Here is an 18944-nt window from a genome sequence, read left to right as displayed (position 1 = left end):
GTGCTATTTTTGGGCAAAAAAGCATAAATCAATAGATAGGCATTAGGAGGAATACTATGTTCACTGAAAAGAGTTTTGAGGTTTTTGAAGTTGCTGGATTGGATGAACGAATGGCGGCAATCCGCCAAGAGATCCAGCCAACTTTTCAACAGTTAGATAAAGTTTTTCAACAAGTGCTGGAACCGTTGTTGGACGAGGAATTATTTATCCACATCGCACAACATCGTCGCCGCACCACGTATCCGCCAGAAAATACTTGGTCCGCGTTAAGTCGGCAAAAGCGCGGATATAAAATGGAGCCGCATTTTCAGCTGGGAATTTGGCCAGAGTACGTCTTTATGTGGTTATCCTGCATCGATCAGCCAAAAAATGAGCAGGCGATCGCACAAACACTATTGGATAACCCAAAAGTGTTTGAAACATTATCCCCAGATTTTGTCTTGTCCGGTGATCACACCAAACCAAAGGTTGAAGAGTTATCACCAGAAAACACAGAAAGACTGTTGAAAAGGTTCCGCGATGTGAAAAAGGGTGAGTTCCAAATTGGGCGAATCATTAAAAAAGAGGACCCATTGTGGAAAACACCGGAGGCAGCACAAGCATTTATGGTAGAAACGTATCAAAAATTGGTACCAATCTATCAATTGGCGAACGAAGTAAGTTTTGCACAGGTGGAAAACTAAAAATAGAAGTTTCAGCTTTTCGTATCAGTAAAATCAGTCATCTTTTTAGGAAGAATACGAATTGGTTTTTAAGTTAGCAAGTTGATCAGGCATGTTGGACAGCGATTTTTTCGCTGTTTTTTTTATCCATTGATGCAGAATTGAAATAGTTGAGGGAATTGGTCAGTCTGAAGCATTTTTTTAGACGATTAATAATTTTGAGAAACTTTGAAAGGGGGTTATTTTGAATGGTAGTTTAAAGCAGTTATTGAAAGCGTTTTATATAAATGTCCATTTCAATGGACACAAGAAAAAATGTACGTCGATCAAAAAAGGCTATATTAGGGACAAGGAGGTTGACAAAATGCAGCTAAGCAAACGTGAAACACATTTGATCGAATTGTTTATCAAACATGGGATGACACTTACCGCTCAAGAGTTAGCTGAATTTGCCAATGTTTCCACGAAAACAATTTACCGAACGATCAAAAAAATCAATGAAGCTTCGGATGTCGGAGAACTGATTTCTGCGGAGGTCGGGAAAGGTTTTCGTTTAGATTATGACAACTATTTAAAAGAAAGTGTGCGCAAACGAGGAGGAGATACGGTCCAAGGTCCGTTAGAAAGAAGAAATACGATCCTGTTGACGTTGTTATTCAAATCACCGAAAAAGGTACTGGTTCAAGAATTATTCGCTGACTATTTTGTCAGCAGTACAGTGATCAACAATGATTTGGTACGGATGACGGAATTTTTACTGGATTACCAATTGGCCTTGATTCGCAAGGGACAGAGAATCTCGATCGAAGGCACGGAAAAGCATATTCGAAAAGCGGTCAATCATTTGATCAGTGCGAACCGGGTCTGGGAAGAGGATTTTTCCACACAACAAGAAAAAATCAGTTCCTATGATATTAATTTTATCACGTCGTTATTAGAGTATATCGAAAGAAAGCTGCAAAACGGGATCGCATATCCCTATAACAGCAATATCTTTTCCCATATTTACATCTTGATCAAGCGGGTGCGGGAAGGGGAAATCCACGCGGATACTTGTGCGGAGTTGTTGGACCCCGATGAAGAGGAATTGATCAGGCAGTATGATCAGCTCTATCAGCTTTCACGAATGGTGATCATCAAGCTGGATCACTATCTGAATATTGCCTTACCTGAAAGTGAGACTTTCTACTTATTTCAGTATTTGATTTCTTCTCGAATGGAAAAGGAGCCGATCAAACTGAATCGCAAGTCACAGGAAGCGTTGGATATTACCGACTTTTTTGCGGCAGAAATGAGCCGCTTAATGGGGATGAAGGTTGATCATCAGCCCAATCGCCAGGATTTATACGAACATATCGATCCTTTATTGTATCGTTTGAAAAATGAGATTATCGTCAAAAATGATTTGCTGGGGGACATTAAGCTGGAATATCCGGAAATTTTTCAGCAGGTCCAACAGGTTAGTCAAATGGCCGAAAAAAAATACCAGTTAAACGAAATAACAGAAGATGAAATTGGGTTTTTAACACTGTATTTTGTGAAATACAAGGAAATGATCCACTCGAAAAAGCGTGTGTTGATCATGTGCAGCAGCGGAGTAGGAACATCCGAGCTGTTGAAAGTAAAGGTCCGCAAAGCTTTTCCGGAATTGGAGATCGTGGATGTTCTATCGGCACGAAAATTTTCGAAGGCACCGGAGAAATATCAAAATATTGATCTGATTTTGACTACCGTCAATTTGACGATTGAAATGATGATCCCGACGATTTTAGTCAATTCCGTATTTACCAAACAAGACGAAAAAAGAGTGAAAGAGATGTTAGGAGAGATGTGAGATGACAGCAGAGCAAATGATGGATGATTTCAGTATCGCGGATGTGATTACGGAAGAATTGATCCAATTAGAAATGAAAGCGGGCACAAAGGAAGAAGCGATCTATGAATTGACGCGCTTGCTGATGGCCAATGGCGATATCGAAGATGAAGAAGTTTTCGCGGCGGATGTTTTCGAACGAGAGGCAGAAGGGATGACCGGTATCGGCAATGGGATCGCGATCCCCCATGGCAAATCTGACAGCGTGATCAAAACCTCGCTAGTTGTTGGAAAAGTCACTACGCCGATCGAATGGGAATCGTTAGACGAAGAGCCGGTAAAAGTGATTATTTTGTTCGCGGTTAAAAATACCGACGCCAATACGATGCATATCAAATTATTACAGAAAGTCGCGATGCTTTTGGCGGACGAAGATTTTATTGAGAATATGGTCAATGCACAAACCAAAGCGGAAATGATGGAATTGTTATCAAGAGATCCAATGGAAGAAGACTAAAAAGAAAATGGAGGAATAGAAGATGAAAATTGTTGGAATCGCGGCATGTACATCAGGGATCGCCCACACGTATATCGCCAAACAGAAGCTGGAAAAGGCCGCCAAAGCATTAGGCCACACGGCTCGAATCGAAACACAAGGCACGATCGGAACGGAAGATGAATTAACACCGGAAGAAATCAAAGCAGCAGATGTCGTGATCATTGCGGCAGATATCAAGATCAGCGGCAAAGATCGTTTTGACGGGAAAAAAGTAGTAGAAATCCCAACCAGTATGGTAATCAAAGCACCAAAAGGCCTGATCAATAAGATCGAAGAAGAAATTGTGAAGGCGTAAATAAAATTACTAATATAAGGAGATGAATGAAATGTTTAAGCAGCTTCAATTGAAAAAACATGCCCTGACGGCAATCTCGTACATGTTACCGGTTGTGGTTACGGCAGGGTTGTTGATCGCGATCGGGAATCTGACTGGTGGCGGGGTCATTGAGAATTATAAGGCCGCGTATTCAGTGCCAGACGCGTTGGTCTCATTGGGTGTCTTGGGAATGGGCTTGTTGGCACCGGTTATAGCAGGGGCGATCGCCTACTCAATCGCAGACCGTCCCGGTATTGGACCTGGTTTGTTTATGGGTCTGATCGCGAATGCTATCGGCGCCGGGTTCTTAGGCGGGATGTTAGGCGGTTATTTGGTTGGTTTCTTCGTATTGTTCTTAGTGAAAAACTTAAAGGTTCCAAAATGGGCTCAAGGGTTGATGCCAATGATGATCGTACCGCTCTTATCTACTCTGATCATTGGATTATTGATGTTCTTTGTCATTGGTTTACCAATCGTTTGGGCGACAGAAGCGTTAACGGAATTCTTAGAAGGTCTGCAAGGTTCTGGGAACTTCTTGTTCGGCTCGATCGTCGGCGGGATGGCTGCCTTCGACTTTGGCGGTCCGGTCAATAAAGTCGCGTCGCTCTTTGCGGATGGTTTATTGCTGGAAGGCGTGCAGGGACCAGAAGCAGTGAAAGTATTGGCTTCAATGGTACCGCCATTTGGTGTAACGATTTCTTGGGTATTATCAAAAATTTTCCGCAAACCCAAATATTCAAAAGAGGAACAAGACAATATCAAGCTCGCTTTTCCAATGGGACTTTGTATGATCACAGAAGGTGTTATTCCGATTGCGGCAGTTGACCCATTACGCGTAATTCTTTCTTGTACAGTAGGCGCGGCAATCGGCGGCGGGTTGAGTATGTCATGGGGCGTTGGTTCGCCTGTTCCATCTGGCGGCGTGTTCATCATTCCGGCAATGACAGATCCGTTGAAATTCACGTTAGCCTTGCTGATTGGTTCAGCGATTACCGGGATTCTATTGTTCGCCTTGAAGAAGGCACCGGTTGAAAATGAGATCAAGGATGATGAAGAAGAGGAAGAAGTTGATTTTTCTTCTATCAAGATTTCTTAAAAAGGAGACTTGTTGAATGTATGTTTCGATGAAAGAAATGCTGCAAAAAGCCAATCGTGAGAACTATGCTGTGATGGCGATCAATTGTTTCAATTTGGAAACGGCCAAGGCAGTCATTGAAGCCGCGGAAGAAATGCGATCGCCGATCATTATTGATTTGCTGCAGGATCATTTGAAGGAGCACTTGGATATTCGCTATTTGACTCAGCCAATCATTCGAATGGCCAACAATGCCAAAGTCGAAGTGGCGATCAACTTGGATCATGGACAAGACGCCGCGTTTGTTAAGCAGTGTCTGCATGAAGGGTTTTCCAGTGCAATGATGGATGCTTCGATGTACCCGCTGGAGGAAAATATCCGCATCACCAAAGCGATGGTGGAGCTGGCGCAAATTTATAATGCCAGTGTGGAGGCCGAGGTTGGCGACATGGGTGCTGTGGCAGGCGATCATTTTACGAATGATGAGATGTACACGGACCCAGATGACGCGATTCGATTTATCCAAGAAACTGGCGTGGACTGTTTGGCATTGTCTTATGGCTCCAGCCATGGGGATTATCCAGAGGGGTATGTGCCGGATTTCCGTTTCGATATCGTGGAGAAAATCAAAGCCGCGACGAATTTGCCGTTAGTGTTGCATGGCGGATCAGGGGCAGGGGAGAAAAATATTCTCCGCTCGATTGAATTAGGAATCAACAAAATCAATGTCGGTTCTGATTTTATGAAGGCGCAAAAGACCGAAATTGAAAAGCAATTAAGCGAAAATCCAGAAGTGGATTATCCGACGCTGATCCATCAAACGATGGCGGCAGGAAAAGAAGTAGTCAAACGGTACATCGAACTTTCGGGTTCTAAAAATAAATCATAATGATGAGAATGGAGACAAAGTCAAATGTTAATTAATATGAAGCAAATGTTGGAAATCGCCAAGGAAAACAAATTCGCCGTAGGAGCGTTCAATGTCGCAGACAGTAATTTCTTACGAGTAGTGATAGAAGCAGCTGAAGAAAATGATGCGCCGGCAATCATCGCGGTTCATCCAACCGAGTTAGACTTTACAAAAGATGAATTCTTCCAATATGCAGTCTCTCGCGCAAAAAATAGTTCTGTACCATTTGTTATTCACATGGACCATGGGGATAGCTTGGCAAGTATCATGCGCGCTGTCCACTGCGGCTTCAGCTCGGTCATGATCGATGGTTCGCTCCTTCCGTTTGAAGAAAATATCGCGATTACGAAAGAAGTCGTGGATGTTTGTCATAAAATCGGCGTTTCAGTCGAGGGTGAATTGGGAACGATCGGTAATACGGGAACGTCTGTTGAAGGCGGTGTGTCAGAGGTTATCTATACGAGACCAGAGGATGCGGACGAATTCATTGAAAAAACTGGGATTGATACTTTAGCAGTAGCAATCGGTACGGCACACGGAATTTATCCAAAAGATGTGAAGCCGGAACTGAAGATGGATGTACTGGAAGAAATTAAGAGCAAGGTCGAGATTCCGTTGGTATTACACGGCGGATCAGCCAATCCAGATGAAGAAATCGCGAAAGCCGTTCAAATCGGGATTCAAAAGGTCAATATTTCTTCTGATTACAAATATGCCTTCTATAAAAAATGCCGTGAAATTCTTGCGACAACGGAATTATGGGACCCAAATGCGATCTATCCAGAATGTATCGATGCAGCGAAAGCTGTCGTAAAACAAAAAATGGAATTGTTCAACTCGATCGGTCAAGCAGCCGTTTATCGCAAAGAAAACGTCCAACCTTGGAGACAAGAACAAAATTAATCGGAACAGCCAAGGGAGATTCCCTTGGCTGTTTTTAGGAGGAAATCATGCTATATGGCGGGATTGAAGCTGGCGGAACAAAATTTGTTTGTGCCGTAGCCGACGAAAAGCTACAAATAAAAGAAAAAATCAGTATCGCGACAACCGATCCGCAAACGACCTTCAAGCAGGTCTTTGCTTTCTTTGATCGATACCCAATCGAGGCGCTGGGGATCGGGTCTTTTGGACCAATCGGGATTCAACCAGATCAAGAAAATTACGGACATATTTTAGCGACTCCTAAAGAAGGCTGGGCAGATGTGGATTTCTTAGGACAAATGAAACAACGATATAAGGTCCCAACAGCTTGGACAACGGATGTAAATGCGGCGGCGTTTGGCGAGATCAAACGTGGAGCGGCGAAAGGAAGACATAGTTGTATCTATCTGACGATTGGTACGGGGATCGGCGGCGGTGTCGTGATCAACAATGAGGTTTTTGAAGGAATCAGTCATCCTGAGATGGGTCATCTATATATCAAACGGGCAGCGGAAGATACCTACCAAGGAACCTGTCCTTACCATAAAGATTGTTTGGAAGGATTAGCCGCGGGGCCTTCACTAGAAGCACGAACGGGGATCAAAGGTGAGAAGCTGCCGTTAGATCATCCAATCTGGGACTTGCAGGCGAATTATCTGGCGCAGGCTTTGATGTCTTACACCTTGATTTTGGCGCCAGAAATAATCATTTTAGGTGGTGGTGTAATGAATCAAGACCACCTGCTTAAAAAGATTCAGCAGCAATTCAGCGAATTGATGGCCGGCTATATGGAGACGCCGAAAGCCGAGGACTATATTGTTCGCTGGGGGTTGCCGAATGAAAGCGGCTTGATCGGTGCACTGCTGTTAGCACAAAGAGAACGAGAATATTAAAGCAACCGCAGTCTTTCTTAATGAAGGACTGCGGTTGCTTTTTTTGTACTGTGACAAAGGCTATTTGCGGCTGTGACAAAATTAGGTTTGAAAACCAAACCAGCTCGTTTATGATTCTCGTTATAATGAACATGTCAGGAGGGAAAGAAAATGAATGAACGGATCCGAAATATTCTGACCATATTAACAAAAAGGCCTGAAATAAAAATGGCCGAACTGACAGCAGAGCTTGGGTTAACTAGAAGGCAAATCAATTACGCCATCAACCAATTTAATTCTGAATTGATCACTCAGAAAATCCCAAGTATCGAACGTACCCATGCCGGCGATTTTAATGTCCCTTTAGAAGTATTACAAATGCTGGCAACACAACAAAAGCAAACGATGATTCCTTCAGACGAGGAAAGAGCGGCGCTGCTCTCAATGTTTCTAATTACGAATATTGAGTACGTCAGTGTCGATCATCTTAGCGAGTTTCTCGGAGTGGGGAAGACCACGGTAGCTGAGGACTTAAAAAGAGCCGACCAGCTGATTCTTAAGTACTATTTATCGCTGAAGTATGATCGAGTAAAAGGTTACCAAATTGAAGGATCAGAACACAAGGTTCTACAGCTTCTAGCAGATTTGGTAAAACGTTACCCAGTCTTTAAGCGGGAGGAAATGCTTGGGCAGCTAAGTATTCAGGTATCAAAAGAAGAAGTTATTCATCTGATTCACAACATGGAGCAAATGCTGCACCTGAGCTATTCAGATGAATCCCTGGAGTACTTAAAAACTACGTTGCCGCTACTTTTAGCTCGAGGTATTGCCGAAAGTAAGCTAGGAGCAGCCGATTTTTTTGAGGGTGAGGTAAGAGACACGCCGGAATACCGGTTTTTGAATGTTTTAATCAAAGAGACTGAGTGGCAGCTTTCTAGCAGCTATCTTGAATGGATGACGTTGCTGTTCTTGATATCTAATATCTTTGAAAAGAAAACGACTCAAGAGTTTGATTCGGATCGCCGCTTGAAAGAATTGATCCATGAGATGGTGACCAACTTTGAACAGCAGACATTCATAACGATCGATGATAGAGAAAACTTTGAGCGTCGAATTTTAAATCATCTGCGCCCCGCTTGTTTCCGGATCAAGTATAACTTGAGTTTAGGGGTTTATTCTTTAGACAGCTTGATCCAAGACAGCAACCATGCGATCTTGAGCGATTTAATGAAGGAGCTCATTGTTCCAACAGAAAATTGGTTGAGAAGAGCTTTTCCTAATGATGAGTTAGATCTTCTTTCTTACTACTTTGGTTTTCAGTTGAGTAATCAGCATCTTATCAAAAAACAAAAGCCAAGGGCAGTTGTTGTTTGTACAAACGGCGTGATGGTTTCAAAAGTGATTCGGGAAAGTTTAGAAAAACTTTTTACTGAGCTGCAATTTCTGTCATCGTTCTCTGTCCGTGATTTTTATCAATTTGAAGTGGATTACGATCTGGTTTTTACGACTATTCCATTGGAAACGGATTTGCCCCAATTTATTATTGATCCAATCATGACCTATAAGGAGCAAATCAGTTTACGCTATCGGGTTTTGAATGAACTTGGAATCAATGAAGTCGATCAATCCGTTGATCGATTGCTCGGGATCATTCAGAAATATTCTGATGTCTCCAGCTCTAAAGAATTAAAAGAGGAACTGCAATACTTTTTACTGCAAGAAAAACAAGATTCCCCCTTAGAAAATACCAAGGTCTTGCCTGCGTTGACCTATTACTTGAAACCAAATTACATCACGGTGATTGAGGAAGAAATCCTTTGGGAAGATGCGGTGGCCTTAGCGTGTAAGCCGCTGATGGATAATCAAATTATCACGGAAGATTTTTTATCCGATTGCCTTCAGCAAATAAGGCAGCCCAACTATGCCGGCTATTTTGGCGAGAAGACATGCATCCCTCACACAACTGTTGAACATGGGATTCAAAGAGAAGGGATCAGTTTATTAATTAGTAAAAAGCCGATAGCGTTTCCTAATCGAAAAGGGATTCAGATTATTTTTCCCTTATCGTTTCTTGATTTAACGAAACATTTGAAAGCGATTAACCAAATCGCGGATATTAGTACCAATCAGGAATTTTTAAAAGAATTATTTTCTAAAAATGAAACAAAATCAATTTATCAATTCATTCGACATTTTACATGAGAAGAGAGGTTTGACATGAAACTAAAAGATTATCCGCGTTTCACGATTATCATGCGAGGGTACACTTTTCAACAAGCTGATGCAATTTTAAAAGCGATGAAAAGTTTAGAAAATGATTTTGCCGTGGAGATGACATTGAATACACCAGATGCCTTGAGTCAAATCAAACAGTTAACCGAAAAATATGGAAAGACCATTCATATTGGAGCTGGCACTGTTCGGACAATGAAGGATGTTAAAGAAGCCATTCAAGCAGGGGCTGAATTTTTACTAGGTCCGCATATTTTTACTAAGGAAATGCTGGATTATGCTAAGCAGCATGGGGTGCTTGCAGTACCAGCGGCAATGACGCCTTCGGAAATCAATGAAATGTTTGATCTAGGTGCGGACATTGTTAAAATTTTCCCAGCTTCAGTGGTGTCGCCGCGCTTCTTCAAGGACGTACAGGCGCCGTTAGGAAAATTACCCTTGATGGGTGTGGGAGGAATTTCGGTAGAGAACGCACAAGCTTTTTTTGAAAATGGTGCGAGCTATTTAGGGCTTGGATCAGGCATGTTTAACAAAAGCGATTTAGAAAGTTTAGATAGTGATAAGTTAGCGGAATCTATGCAGAAATTACTTTCCAAGGTGGAAGGAGTAGGTGTTTGATGGAACTATTTTTGCATGAAGAATTAGTATTTAGAGACGTTTTTGCGAAAACAAAAGAGGATGTTTTGGCTTTCTTGGCGGAGAAGCTATTTGAGAAAGGCTATGTAAAGCACGAGTACATTCAAGCGATACAAGACAGGGAAGAAGAGTATCCTACTGGCTTGCCGTCTTCAGAGCCCGGCATTGCGATTCCGCATGCGAATTTTGAAATGGTCAACAAAACGACGTTGGCGATCGCCACGCTGAAACAGCCTGTTGAGTTTCATAATATGGAAAAGAAACAGGCCGAGCTGCCGATTCAAATTGTGATCATGATGGCGATTGGCGAGCCCCACGGTCAGGTGGAAATGCTGCAAAAGATTGTTTCGATCATTCAAGATGAGCCTTTGAGAAAAGCTATGATCAAAACAAAATCGAATAAAGAATTACTGAAACTTTTAGAACAAGCAGTAGCTTAAAATTAGGAGGAATATACAATGAAAAGAATTTTGATTGCATGTGGAAATGGGATCGCGACTTCAACGGTCGTTGCAACAAAGGTAAAAGAATACTTAACCAGTCAAGGCGTTCAAGTTGATACAACTCAAACAAAATTGATGGAAGTCCCAAGCAAAGTGCAAGACTATGATTTGTTAATCACCACAGGTGAGTTTGAAGGGCAGACGGGGGATGTTCCAGTAGTTAAAGGTATGCCGATCCTAATTGGCATGGGCGCGGAACAAACGATGGAAGAAATTTTGAACTATGTTAAATAATCTACCTATTGAGGAGGGACAAAAATGAAAGTAATTATGAGTGTCTTTAACTTTCTGATGGCTGCTGGACCAACGGTTATGCTGCCGGTAATTATTACAGTTATCGGTTTGATCTTTGGATTGAAAATCACCAGAGCGTTTAAATCCGGTTTGACGCTGGGGATTGGTTTTGCTGGGATCAAGCTGATACTTGATTTCATGACGACCAATGTTGGACCGGCCGCAAAAGCCATGGTTGAACGGACGGGCGTTCAATTGGACGCATTAGATGTTGGTTGGGGATCAATTGCCGCCGTTACGTGGGCTTCGCCAATCATTGCTTTATTAGTCTTTGCTATTTTAATTGTCAATATTATCTTACTAATTCTTAAACGGACTAATACGCTGGATGTGGATATTTGGAATTATCATCACATGGCGATCGTGGGCGTAATGGTTTATTTCGTAACTAAGAGCGTCTTGCTGGGTGTCGGCGCTTCCGTTGTTATGGCGATTATTACCTTCAAGATTTCCGATTGGTCACAACCGATGGTAGAGGGCTTCTTCGGAATTCCAGGTGTTTCTTTGCCAACTGTTTCGGCCTTATCCTCGTTGGTTATTGCTTGGCCGCTAAACTGGCTATTGGATCGTATTCCATTATTTCGTAAATCAACCTTTACAATTAAAGATGCGCAAAAATATTTGGGCTTCTTTGGAGATTCGATGATCATGGGTCTGGTTATTGGCTTGGTAATCGGTGTGTTAGCAGGCTTTGATGTGACACAAATATTCCAACTAGGAGTAAGCATGTCTGCTGTCCTTGTCTTGATTCCTAAAATGACCTCTTTGTTCATGGAGGGGTTGATGCCGATATCTGACGCGGCTCAAAAATGGTCGCAAGCCAAATTCAAGGGGCGTCGTCTATTCATCGGTTTAGATGCAGCAGTCGTTGTAGGAAATCCCGATGTTATTACTACTGCGTTGATCATTATACCGTTAACGATCGCTATGGCATTAGTATTGCCAGGAAACCGTGTGCTGCCATTCGCCGATTTAGCCGTTGTGCCTTTCCGGGTCGCGATGGTGGTTGCGTTAACTAGAGGGAATTTACTTAAAAATATCGTGATCGGATTGGTTGTGACAGCGTCACTATTATGGTGTGGGACAGCTACAGCCCCAGTTCTGACAGCAATCGCTAAATCAGTTGGAATCAAGCTAGGTGCCAACTCGCTGTTGATCTCGTCATTCGCGGCAACCGCAATGATCCAAAGTTATTTGGTTTTCTTAGCATTTACATTTAAACCAATCATTGGTATTCCAATATTACTGCTCGTTTTCGCCGGTGCTTGGTATTACTTTGAAGGCATTAAAAAAATCAATGTAGAAAATATGAAAGAAGCTCAAACAAACTAAATAGAGTGTCGAGCTAAACCTAAAATGAAAAAAGGAGTACGATCGTGAAAATATCAAAGATAACAGTTTATAAAGTGAAGCCGCGTTGGATATTCATTAAAGTCAGTACGGATGATGGGATCGACGGCTGGGGCGAAATGATCTCTGGAACAAAAACGGAAACGGTGGTTGCCGGGGCTTATGAAATCGGCAATCGTTTAATTGGGAGAAACCCTTTTGAAATTGAGCGTCTCTTTCAAGAAATGCATCGATCCTTTTTCCGAGGCGGTCCCATCAATGGAACGATCGTTTCTGGTATCGAGATGGCTTTATGGGATATCAAAGGAAAAGCCTTTGGTGTTCCGGTCTATGAACTACTAGGCGGTGCAGCTCGGGATAAGATTAAAGTTTATTCTTGGATTGGCGGTGATCGTCCCAATGAAGTACTGGAGCAAGCGCAGGATCGTTTCGATCGCGGATTTACGGCTATCAAGATGAATGCGACATCGGAACTTCACTATATCGATTCTTATGAAAAAGTCGAGGAAGTAGTCGAACGTGTAGCATCCATCCATAATCATTTCGGCAGCAAAATGTCGATTGGGGTCGATTTCCATGGACGGGTACACAAACCGATGGCCAAAGTTTTAGCTAAAGCGCTTGAACCGTATCATCCGATGTTCTTAGAAGAAGTGGTGCTGCCTGAAAACGAAGAGCATTTCAAAGAAGTTGCTAACGCAGTCGCAGTTCCTTTGGCTACTGGTGAACGCTTGTATACACGCTGGCAATTCAAAAATATCTTCAATCAAGGGGCAATCGATGTGATTCAACCGGATGTTGCCTTGTGCGGAGGTATTCTGGAAACGAAGAAAATTGCCGCGATGGCAGAAGCTTATGATGTGGCGGTCGCTCCTCATGCGCCTTATGGGCCAATCGCGCTAGCCGCAACGCTGCAAGTTGATTCATGTACACCAAATGTGTTTATTCAAGAACAGAGCTTGGGGATTCATTATAATAAAGGCTTTGATTTATTGGATTTTGTGAAAAATAAAGAAGTCTTCCAATATAAAGACGGCTATGTCGACTTGCCGGATAAACCGGGCTTAGGACTTGAAATGGATGAAGCGAAGATTGAAGAAATCGCACAAGAGGGTCTGGTTTGGACAAATCCTCAATGGAAGAATTATGACGGCACTATAGCTGAATGGTAAAGGAGAGATGAGGGTGATGGCAGAGGCAGTAATAATAACGATTTTCTTATTGCTATTGATCGTTTTACAAGTTAGAGAGCAAAAAAAGATAAAATTAGCCGCTAAAAGCAGCTGGGTCAAAAAGATTCTATCGGTGGCTTTATCCATTACTTTGATCACTATTTTTTGGTCAGACAATCTAGCGGATCAAATCAAATTGATTGCCTTTGCCGCTCTGATCTTTATGTTTGGCTTCATGAAGGAAGGCTTCAGTGAGGATCATTTGATCAAGCTAGGTGTTTTAGCCGGTGATTTTCATGAGTTTAAAAAAATCCAGATCGAGGCACTCTCGAATCAGGCGCAGTTTGTTTCCTTCTATAAAAGCAAAAATAGCCGCCTGTCATTGACCTTTGATACCTCAAAGGAAGAATTGATTGCCTATTTTGAAGAGATGAATCTGCAGGATCGTTTAGTTATCGGGGAAGAAATAGATGAAGGAAGGTAAGATATGATTTACCTGGCGCGTCACGGTCAAACACCGTGGAATGTTGAAAAAAGAATTTGCGGCCGTGCGGATATTCCATTAACAGAAGAAGGCTATAAACAAGCAGAATTGTTAGCTGAACAAGCCAAAACGCTAACCGATCCGATTACTCAAATAATTTGTTCACCTTTAATCAGAGCGAAAGAAACGGCTCAAGTTGTCGCAAATCAGCTTGGCTTGCCAATTATAGTAGATGAACGATTGATCGAAATGGACTTTGGACTATACGATGGTCTGCCTATTCAAACAGAGGAATTTCAAAACCGGAGAAATGAGTTTTCATTGCCTTTTGAGCAAGGTGAATCCATTTTAGACGTGGCAGGCAGAATCTACCCATTGTTGGCAGAACTGACCGGCCAAGAAAAAGAGCTACCTTTATTAGTCTGCCACAATGCTGTGAGTCGGGTAGTCGATAACTATTTTAATGGAAAGACTATGTCAGAGTTTTTAGGCTTCAATATTGAGAATACAGAACTGGTAAGGTATATACAAAGAACACCTATTTCCCGCGAGAAATAGGTGCTTTTTTTAGATATAAGCTTCAATCGCATCGACCGCTTTTTTATAGCCGCCAGCGTCAAGAAATGATTGTTTGATCTGTTTTAAGTTGTTTAAATAGTCAGGTTCGACTTGAACTTTCTCAACCGCGGCTTTCAATTCATCGCTATCGACTTGTTGGTAGTCTAGACGAATACCTGCGTTTAATTCGACTAAGCGCTCCGCAAGCGCGGGCTGATCAGATCCCATCGGTAATGAGACAAAGGGCACTTCATTCAAAATCAAATCATTCATGCTGTTCAATCCATTGTGGGTGATCGCCACGTCAGCATATTTCAATACTTCATTTTGCGGAATGTATTCTTGAATGATAAAATTATCAGGAACCGTCAACTCTTCCAAACCAACATGATGGGCCGCCATGACGACTAAATACTCAGAATCACCGAAGGCATCAAAGACCTTTTGATAGATATCTTTGGCGAAATCGCCAAAAATCGTACCGAAGGAGATGTACAAAACATCTTTTGCTTCCTTCAGGCGTTCAATCGGAAAGTTCGCTGTATCTTCCAGTCGTTGATAAATATCCGCACCGACTAAAACATATTTTTCATCAAAGAAGGCTCGGTCGTTTTCCGGCATGAAGTAGTCTGAGGTAAAGACGATGTTCAATGGTTCAACATTAAAAATCAAATCGAAAAAGCGGGTAGGCATGTGAACAGTAAGTGCTTGCTCGATTTTTTTGGCTTCTAACAGATACGCGTCATTCAACGCTTTGAATTTCCCTGCCAGCTGTGTTTTGTCAGGCTTCATAAAGTCCTGCATTCCCATAAAGACGGCCAACATGGAAACGGCTGGAATCATCAAATATTCCGCCAGCTGCTTACTGAAGGGCATCGCGATCGAGTGGATGACCGCATCAAAGGAGTCGTCTTCGATTTGCGTCAGGATATCCTGCATAATATCTAATCCATGATCTAGCAACACATCAAACCCATTTTTAAAAATATTCAAATCATAGTGATACGGCCGATATACTGCGCCGGCAGCTTCGATCTTTTCGCGGAATTCTTCACTTGAAAAATAAACAACTTCAACCCCGCGATTCGTTAGTTCGTTAACTAAACCTAGGGAAGGATTGACATGTCCGTGGGTGGTCACATTTAAAAATAAAACTTTCGTCATTATTGTTCGCTTCTTTCATAACTTTTATTAAGGGTACCTTATGAGTTGTAATGATATGGTACCCTGATTAAAAAGTCAAGAAAAAAAGTTTCCAAATTTGGAAACTTAACGGTACACGTAATTTGTAAAGGATAATCTTTTGCCCAGCAGGACACCGAGATAACCGGCGGCGAGTGCTTTGATCACACCAGGCAGAATAAATGGAATCATACCGGCAGAGAAAGCAGCGTTCCAAGGCAAGCTGCCGCCAAATTTTAACCAAAGAGAACCGAAGAATAAAGTGATAAAGGCACCGATGATATTCGCAAAGATTGACCAGAAATAGTTGAAGCTGGTTTTTTCAATAATCAATCCGGTGAAGTAGGCTTGGAAAATAAATCCCACCAAGAAGCCGCCGGTTGGTCCAAAGTAGTTTGCGATCCCAGCAGCCCCGCCAGCTAATACGGGCAATCCGATCATGCCCATTAATAGGTAGATCGCGACGGCCATTGTTCCGGTCTTTTTCCCTAAGATGGTTACGACGAAGCCGACAGCAAAGGTCTGCAAGGTTAGGGGGATCGGTCCAAAGGGAATAGTGAACTGAGACAAAATACTAATAACTGCCGCAAATAATCCGGCTAAAACAATTTCTCGACTGCTTAATTTCAATAGACTCACTCTTTCGTTAACGTATTATTTTATTTTGGTTAACGAAAGTATAATGGATGGTTAACGAGATGTAAAGAAAAAAATTCGATTTTTCGGTACTTAGTAGAACAAAGTAGTTGACAAAATCACTACTTAGTTTTACATTGTAGATGTACTTAATATAACAGAGTACTCGAAACGTAAAAAAATGTCTGTCTGATTATTCGCCATTTGAAGGATAAACGCATAAATAATAAGGAGTGAGCAGGATGCAAAACGCAATCGAAGTTGTTGAATTGGAAAAAGCTTTTTCGGATCATAAAGTGTTAGACGGGATCAGTTTTCAAGTGTCCACCGGCAGTATTTTTGCTTTATTGGGAACCAATGGTTCGGGAAAAACAACCACGGTCAAGATGATGACCACGTTACTGAAGCCTGATAAGGGCTGCGTTAAAATAGCTGGATTAAATGTTTTGGAGCAATCCGTTGAAGTTCAAAAAGAGTTTAGCTTAACGGGTCAATTCGCTGCTGTCGATGAAGTTTTGACTGGTCGCGAGAACTTAGTATTGATCGCTAAACTTCGTCATTTGAAAAACTACTCGCAAAAGGTCGATGAGCTGCTGACGGAATTTGATTTGCAGGAAGCGGCCGATCGACCGACGCAAACGTATTCTGGCGGGATGCGGCGCAAATTAGATTTGGCCATGAGCTTGATTGATCCGCCGAAAATTCTTTTCTTAGACGAACCGACGACGGGATTAGATCCGCAGGCGCGAGCTGCTCTATGGCAAATGATTCGAACGTTGAAAAAAGTAGGGGTCACGATTTTTCTGACAACGCAATATTTAGAAGAGGCGGAACAGCTCGCTGATAATGTAGCGATTCTGAACCATGGAAAAATTGCTTTGCAGGGAAGTGTGGCCGAGGTTAAACGGCACTTGCCGAAGGAAACGCTGGAATTGACGTTCGCTGATGAGGAAACCTTGAGGGCAGCCGAGCAACTGGTCGGTGGAAAGATCAATCAGGAATTGCTGACGCTGAATGTGATCACTAATAATGAGGTACAGAAAATCACTTGGATCTTAAATCAGTTGCAGGCTGCTCAGATCGAGATATTGACCTTCACGCAAAAACAGGCGTCACTGGATGATGTTTTCTTCATGATCGTAGAGAATCGAACGGAGGAAGTAAAATGACTGTATTTACAGATACGCTGACATTGACGGGACGAATGATGAAACACATGACCCGCAGTGTCGATACCATTATGACGGTAGTACTGATGCCGATCATGTTAATGCTGGCCTTTATTTATATTTTTGGCGGGGCAATGACGATTCCGCCAGAGACATACAAGGGCTTTATCGTTCCGGCGATCTTATTGTTTACGGTTGCCAGCGGAGTTGGCTATACGGCTTTTCGATTGAATACCGATGTTCAAAACGGAATTTTTGAGCGATTCCATTCGATGCCGATTGCCAAATCGGCCATTTTGAACAGCCATGTAATGACCAGTGTTACGTTCAATTTTATTTCGGCGATGATTGTTTTGTTCAGCAGTATTTTGATCGGATTTCGACCAAAAGCGGATGGCTTGGAATGGCTTATGGCGATCATCCTGCTGCTGGTAGCGACATATGCTCTTTCCTGGATCGCCGTTCTATTCGGATTAATCGCTAAGAACAATGAAACGGCGATTGCCTTTTCTTATCTGCTTATCGGGCTGTTGTTCATCAGTTCTGGTTTTGTCCCTACGGAAACATTGCCAAAGGTTTTAAGAGGCTTTGCGGATCATCAGCCAATGACACCGATCATCAATAGTTTGCGTTCACTCTTAACAGAGGGGCAGATGCCGTCAGAAATTTGGGTCGCACTTGCCTGGAGTATTGGCACAATCGTGATTTTCCAAGTATTATCTATATATGTCTATCGGAAAAAATTACGGTAACGTAATGTGTGGGAAGGATGATAACGGTGAATGGGATTACTGAGATGCTGAAGGGCGTGCTTGAAGGGATGATTCTTGAGATCATCAATCAGCATGAAACCTATGGGTACGAGATTACCAATAATTTACAAAAATATGGATTTGAGGATATTGTCGAGGGCACCGTTTATACCGTGTTGTTGCGATTGGAAAAGAAAAATTTAGTGGTCGTGACGAAGAAAAAATCTTCGGTGGGACCAATGCGCAAGTTCTATTCATTGAATGAGGCTGGAAAACAAGAGCTGGAGTTATTTTGGCAGCGCTGGGCCTTTATTTCCGGTCAAATCGACAAGCTGAAGGAGAGTAAAAACGATGAAAGATAAAAATGTCTTTAATTATTTTAAGCAGATGTACGCGGACAAGGCCGAATATAAAGAACAAATGGCCGAGCTGAAAAAATTGCCCCATGACTATCAAGTAGTCTATAAAGAGATCCAAAATTTTTTGTGGGAGTTTACAGCAGGTTCAGGAATGGATATGCTGGAGCCCATGTACGAATTACTGGCGTTCTTTCAAGAGGGTGCCAATAATCAGGTGCCGATATTAGACTTAGTTGGTGAAGATGTCGGTGAATTCGCGGAAAACATGCTCCATGAGATCCAAGCTAAAACACGGATCAATGAATTGAAACGCAAAATGAATGAACGCGTCGCAAAGGAAATCAATAAATAAAAATAAACGAAAGCATTGTCGGGAGAATTTCTGATGATGCTTTCGTTTTTTTGCAGGTAAATAACGGCGCATCCATTAAAATGACAAATGTTCTTCGGTCTAAAGTCTTATCTAGACTTTGTACTTTCGTTGGAAGA

At 42.3% G+C, this 18944-nt stretch carries 22 protein-coding genes; 20 read left to right on the top strand and 2 right to left on the bottom strand.

From position 1 onward, the window contains the following. Positions 1 to 56: 56 nt before the first annotated feature. The 16 genes from PGP85_RS11185 to PGP85_RS11110 all read left to right on the top strand — a co-directional run bounded on the left by PGP85_RS11185 (position 57) and on the right by PGP85_RS11110 (position 14357). Entirely contained in the window at positions 57 to 683 is a 627-nt protein-coding gene (locus PGP85_RS11185; RefSeq protein WP_270327503.1) for a DUF1054 domain-containing protein, read from the top strand. Positions 684 to 1026: 343 nt separating this feature from the next. Beyond that, positions 1027 to 2496, top strand: coding sequence for a BglG family transcription antiterminator (locus PGP85_RS11180; protein ID WP_270327501.1), 1470 nt, complete (start codon positions 1027 to 1029; stop codon positions 2494 to 2496). 1 nt (position 2497) lies between these two features. Next, positions 2498 to 2992 (top strand): PTS sugar transporter subunit IIA, encoded by a 495-nt coding sequence (locus PGP85_RS11175; RefSeq protein ID WP_178981265.1) that lies wholly within the window; start codon positions 2498 to 2500, stop codon positions 2990 to 2992. 22 nt (positions 2993 to 3014) lie between these two features. Continuing rightward, positions 3015 to 3329, top strand: a complete 315-nt coding sequence (locus PGP85_RS11170; protein ID WP_010741179.1) for a PTS fructose transporter subunit IIB — start codon at positions 3015 to 3017, stop codon at positions 3327 to 3329. 31 nt (positions 3330 to 3360) lie between these two features. Next, positions 3361 to 4446 (top strand): PTS fructose transporter subunit IIC, encoded by a 1086-nt coding sequence (locus tag PGP85_RS11165; protein ID WP_090405233.1) that lies wholly within the window; start codon positions 3361 to 3363, stop codon positions 4444 to 4446. A 16-nt stretch (positions 4447 to 4462) separates the two neighbouring features. Further along, positions 4463 to 5314 (top strand): class II fructose-bisphosphate aldolase, encoded by an 852-nt coding sequence (locus tag PGP85_RS11160; protein ID WP_270327499.1) that lies wholly within the window; start codon positions 4463 to 4465, stop codon positions 5312 to 5314. A 24-nt stretch (positions 5315 to 5338) separates the two neighbouring features. Next, positions 5339 to 6238 (top strand): ketose-bisphosphate aldolase, encoded by a 900-nt coding sequence (locus tag PGP85_RS11155; RefSeq protein ID WP_010741176.1) that lies wholly within the window; start codon positions 5339 to 5341, stop codon positions 6236 to 6238. A 47-nt stretch (positions 6239 to 6285) separates the two neighbouring features. Continuing rightward, entirely contained in the window at positions 6286 to 7149 is an 864-nt protein-coding gene (locus PGP85_RS11150; protein WP_270327498.1) for an ROK family protein, read from the top strand. A gap of 150 nt (positions 7150 to 7299) precedes the next feature. Further along, complete coding sequence (locus tag PGP85_RS11145) at positions 7300 to 9330, top strand: BglG family transcription antiterminator (RefSeq protein ID WP_270327496.1); 2031 nt, start codon at positions 7300 to 7302, stop codon at positions 9328 to 9330. Between the two features lie 15 nt (positions 9331 to 9345). Continuing rightward, positions 9346 to 9978 carry a bifunctional 4-hydroxy-2-oxoglutarate aldolase/2-dehydro-3-deoxy-phosphogluconate aldolase gene (locus PGP85_RS11140; RefSeq protein ID WP_090405222.1) on the top strand — a complete coding sequence of 211 codons (633 nt, stop codon included), beginning with the start codon at positions 9346 to 9348 and terminating at the stop codon, positions 9976 to 9978. Next, complete coding sequence (locus tag PGP85_RS11135; protein WP_010741172.1) at positions 9978 to 10436, top strand: PTS sugar transporter subunit IIA; 459 nt, start codon at positions 9978 to 9980, stop codon at positions 10434 to 10436. Before PGP85_RS11140 ends, PGP85_RS11135 begins: the two co-directional genes overlap by 1 nt. An 18-nt stretch (positions 10437 to 10454) precedes the next feature. Further along, positions 10455 to 10733 carry a PTS sugar transporter subunit IIB gene (locus PGP85_RS11130; RefSeq protein WP_010741171.1) on the top strand — a complete coding sequence of 93 codons (279 nt, stop codon included), beginning with the start codon at positions 10455 to 10457 and terminating at the stop codon, positions 10731 to 10733. A gap of 24 nt (positions 10734 to 10757) precedes the next feature. Next, a complete protein-coding gene (locus tag PGP85_RS11125; RefSeq protein WP_010741170.1) occupies positions 10758 to 12125 on the top strand; it encodes a PTS galactitol transporter subunit IIC in 1368 nt (455 codons plus the stop codon). Positions 12126 to 12169: 44 nt separating this feature from the next. Beyond that, on the top strand, positions 12170 to 13315 hold the full coding sequence (gene dgoD, locus PGP85_RS11120) for a galactonate dehydratase (protein WP_010741169.1): 1146 nt from the start codon (positions 12170 to 12172) through the stop codon (positions 13313 to 13315). A 16-nt stretch (positions 13316 to 13331) separates the two neighbouring features. Continuing rightward, complete coding sequence (locus PGP85_RS11115; protein ID WP_090405217.1) at positions 13332 to 13799, top strand: hypothetical protein; 468 nt, start codon at positions 13332 to 13334, stop codon at positions 13797 to 13799. Between the two features lie 3 nt (positions 13800 to 13802). Next, a complete protein-coding gene (locus PGP85_RS11110) occupies positions 13803 to 14357 on the top strand; it encodes a histidine phosphatase family protein (RefSeq protein ID WP_270327492.1) in 555 nt (184 codons plus the stop codon). A gap of 9 nt (positions 14358 to 14366) precedes the next feature. Here PGP85_RS11110 and PGP85_RS11105 read toward each other — a convergent pair whose 3' ends face one another. Together PGP85_RS11105 and PGP85_RS11100 are read right to left on the bottom strand one after the other, a co-directional pair. Then, positions 14367 to 15521 (bottom strand): macrolide family glycosyltransferase, encoded by a 1155-nt coding sequence (locus tag PGP85_RS11105; protein WP_270327491.1) that lies wholly within the window; start codon positions 15519 to 15521, stop codon positions 14367 to 14369. A 105-nt stretch (positions 15522 to 15626) separates the two neighbouring features. Further along, on the bottom strand, positions 15627 to 16169 hold the full coding sequence (locus PGP85_RS11100) for a biotin transporter BioY (RefSeq protein WP_270327489.1): 543 nt from the start codon (positions 16167 to 16169) through the stop codon (positions 15627 to 15629). A gap of 248 nt (positions 16170 to 16417) precedes the next feature. On the opposite strand from PGP85_RS11100, the gene PGP85_RS11095 reads away from it, so the two are divergent. Genes PGP85_RS11095 through PGP85_RS11080 form a run of 4 tightly spaced genes read left to right on the top strand, consistent with a single transcriptional unit; the run spans position 16418 to position 18807 of the window. Next, a complete protein-coding gene (locus PGP85_RS11095) occupies positions 16418 to 17344 on the top strand; it encodes an ATP-binding cassette domain-containing protein (RefSeq protein WP_270327487.1) in 927 nt (308 codons plus the stop codon). Continuing rightward, positions 17341 to 18096, top strand: coding sequence for an ABC transporter permease (locus tag PGP85_RS11090; RefSeq protein ID WP_010741163.1), 756 nt, complete (start codon positions 17341 to 17343; stop codon positions 18094 to 18096). The genes PGP85_RS11095 and PGP85_RS11090 overlap by 4 nt, the downstream gene beginning before the upstream one ends. A 26-nt stretch (positions 18097 to 18122) precedes the next feature. Then, complete coding sequence (locus PGP85_RS11085) at positions 18123 to 18458, top strand: PadR family transcriptional regulator (RefSeq protein ID WP_010741162.1); 336 nt, start codon at positions 18123 to 18125, stop codon at positions 18456 to 18458. Then, positions 18448 to 18807: a DUF1048 domain-containing protein gene (locus tag PGP85_RS11080; RefSeq protein ID WP_270327484.1), complete on the top strand. Its 360-nt coding sequence runs from the start codon at positions 18448 to 18450 to the stop codon at positions 18805 to 18807. Before PGP85_RS11085 ends, PGP85_RS11080 begins: the two co-directional genes overlap by 11 nt. Positions 18808 to 18944: the final 137 nt, after the last annotated feature.

Source organism: Enterococcus malodoratus (assembly GCF_027659535.1).
GTDB lineage: Bacteria > Bacillota > Bacilli > Lactobacillales > Enterococcaceae > Enterococcus_A > Enterococcus_A malodoratus.
The sequence above is the reverse complement of the archived record's forward strand: the minus strand, read 5'-3'. Positions and strand labels throughout refer to the sequence as shown.

Coding starts and splice junctions, on each gene's coding strand:
- PGP85_RS11185 (WP_270327503.1), top strand. CDS start 57: ATGTTCACTGAAAAGAGTTTTGAGGTTTTTGAAGTTGCTGGATTGGAT.
- PGP85_RS11180 (WP_270327501.1), top strand. CDS start 1,027: ATGCAGCTAAGCAAACGTGAAACACATTTGATCGAATTGTTTATCAAA.
- PGP85_RS11175 (WP_178981265.1), top strand. CDS start 2,498: ATGACAGCAGAGCAAATGATGGATGATTTCAGTATCGCGGATGTGATT.
- PGP85_RS11170 (WP_010741179.1), top strand. CDS start 3,015: ATGAAAATTGTTGGAATCGCGGCATGTACATCAGGGATCGCCCACACG.
- PGP85_RS11165 (WP_090405233.1), top strand. CDS start 3,361: ATGTTTAAGCAGCTTCAATTGAAAAAACATGCCCTGACGGCAATCTCG.
- PGP85_RS11160 (WP_270327499.1), top strand. CDS start 4,463: ATGTATGTTTCGATGAAAGAAATGCTGCAAAAAGCCAATCGTGAGAAC.
- PGP85_RS11155 (WP_010741176.1), top strand. CDS start 5,339: ATGTTAATTAATATGAAGCAAATGTTGGAAATCGCCAAGGAAAACAAA.
- PGP85_RS11150 (WP_270327498.1), top strand. CDS start 6,286: ATGCTATATGGCGGGATTGAAGCTGGCGGAACAAAATTTGTTTGTGCC.
- PGP85_RS11145 (WP_270327496.1), top strand. CDS start 7,300: ATGAATGAACGGATCCGAAATATTCTGACCATATTAACAAAAAGGCCT.
- PGP85_RS11140 (WP_090405222.1), top strand. CDS start 9,346: ATGAAACTAAAAGATTATCCGCGTTTCACGATTATCATGCGAGGGTAC.
- PGP85_RS11135 (WP_010741172.1), top strand. CDS start 9,978: ATGGAACTATTTTTGCATGAAGAATTAGTATTTAGAGACGTTTTTGCG.
- PGP85_RS11130 (WP_010741171.1), top strand. CDS start 10,455: ATGAAAAGAATTTTGATTGCATGTGGAAATGGGATCGCGACTTCAACG.
- PGP85_RS11125 (WP_010741170.1), top strand. CDS start 10,758: ATGAAAGTAATTATGAGTGTCTTTAACTTTCTGATGGCTGCTGGACCA.
- PGP85_RS11115 (WP_090405217.1), top strand. CDS start 13,332: ATGGCAGAGGCAGTAATAATAACGATTTTCTTATTGCTATTGATCGTT.
- PGP85_RS11110 (WP_270327492.1), top strand. CDS start 13,803: ATGATTTACCTGGCGCGTCACGGTCAAACACCGTGGAATGTTGAAAAA.
- PGP85_RS11105 (WP_270327491.1), bottom strand. CDS start 15,521: ATGACGAAAGTTTTATTTTTAAATGTGACCACCCACGGACATGTCAAT.
- PGP85_RS11095 (WP_270327487.1), top strand. CDS start 16,418: ATGCAAAACGCAATCGAAGTTGTTGAATTGGAAAAAGCTTTTTCGGAT.
- PGP85_RS11090 (WP_010741163.1), top strand. CDS start 17,341: ATGACTGTATTTACAGATACGCTGACATTGACGGGACGAATGATGAAA.
- PGP85_RS11080 (WP_270327484.1), top strand. CDS start 18,448: ATGAAAGATAAAAATGTCTTTAATTATTTTAAGCAGATGTACGCGGAC.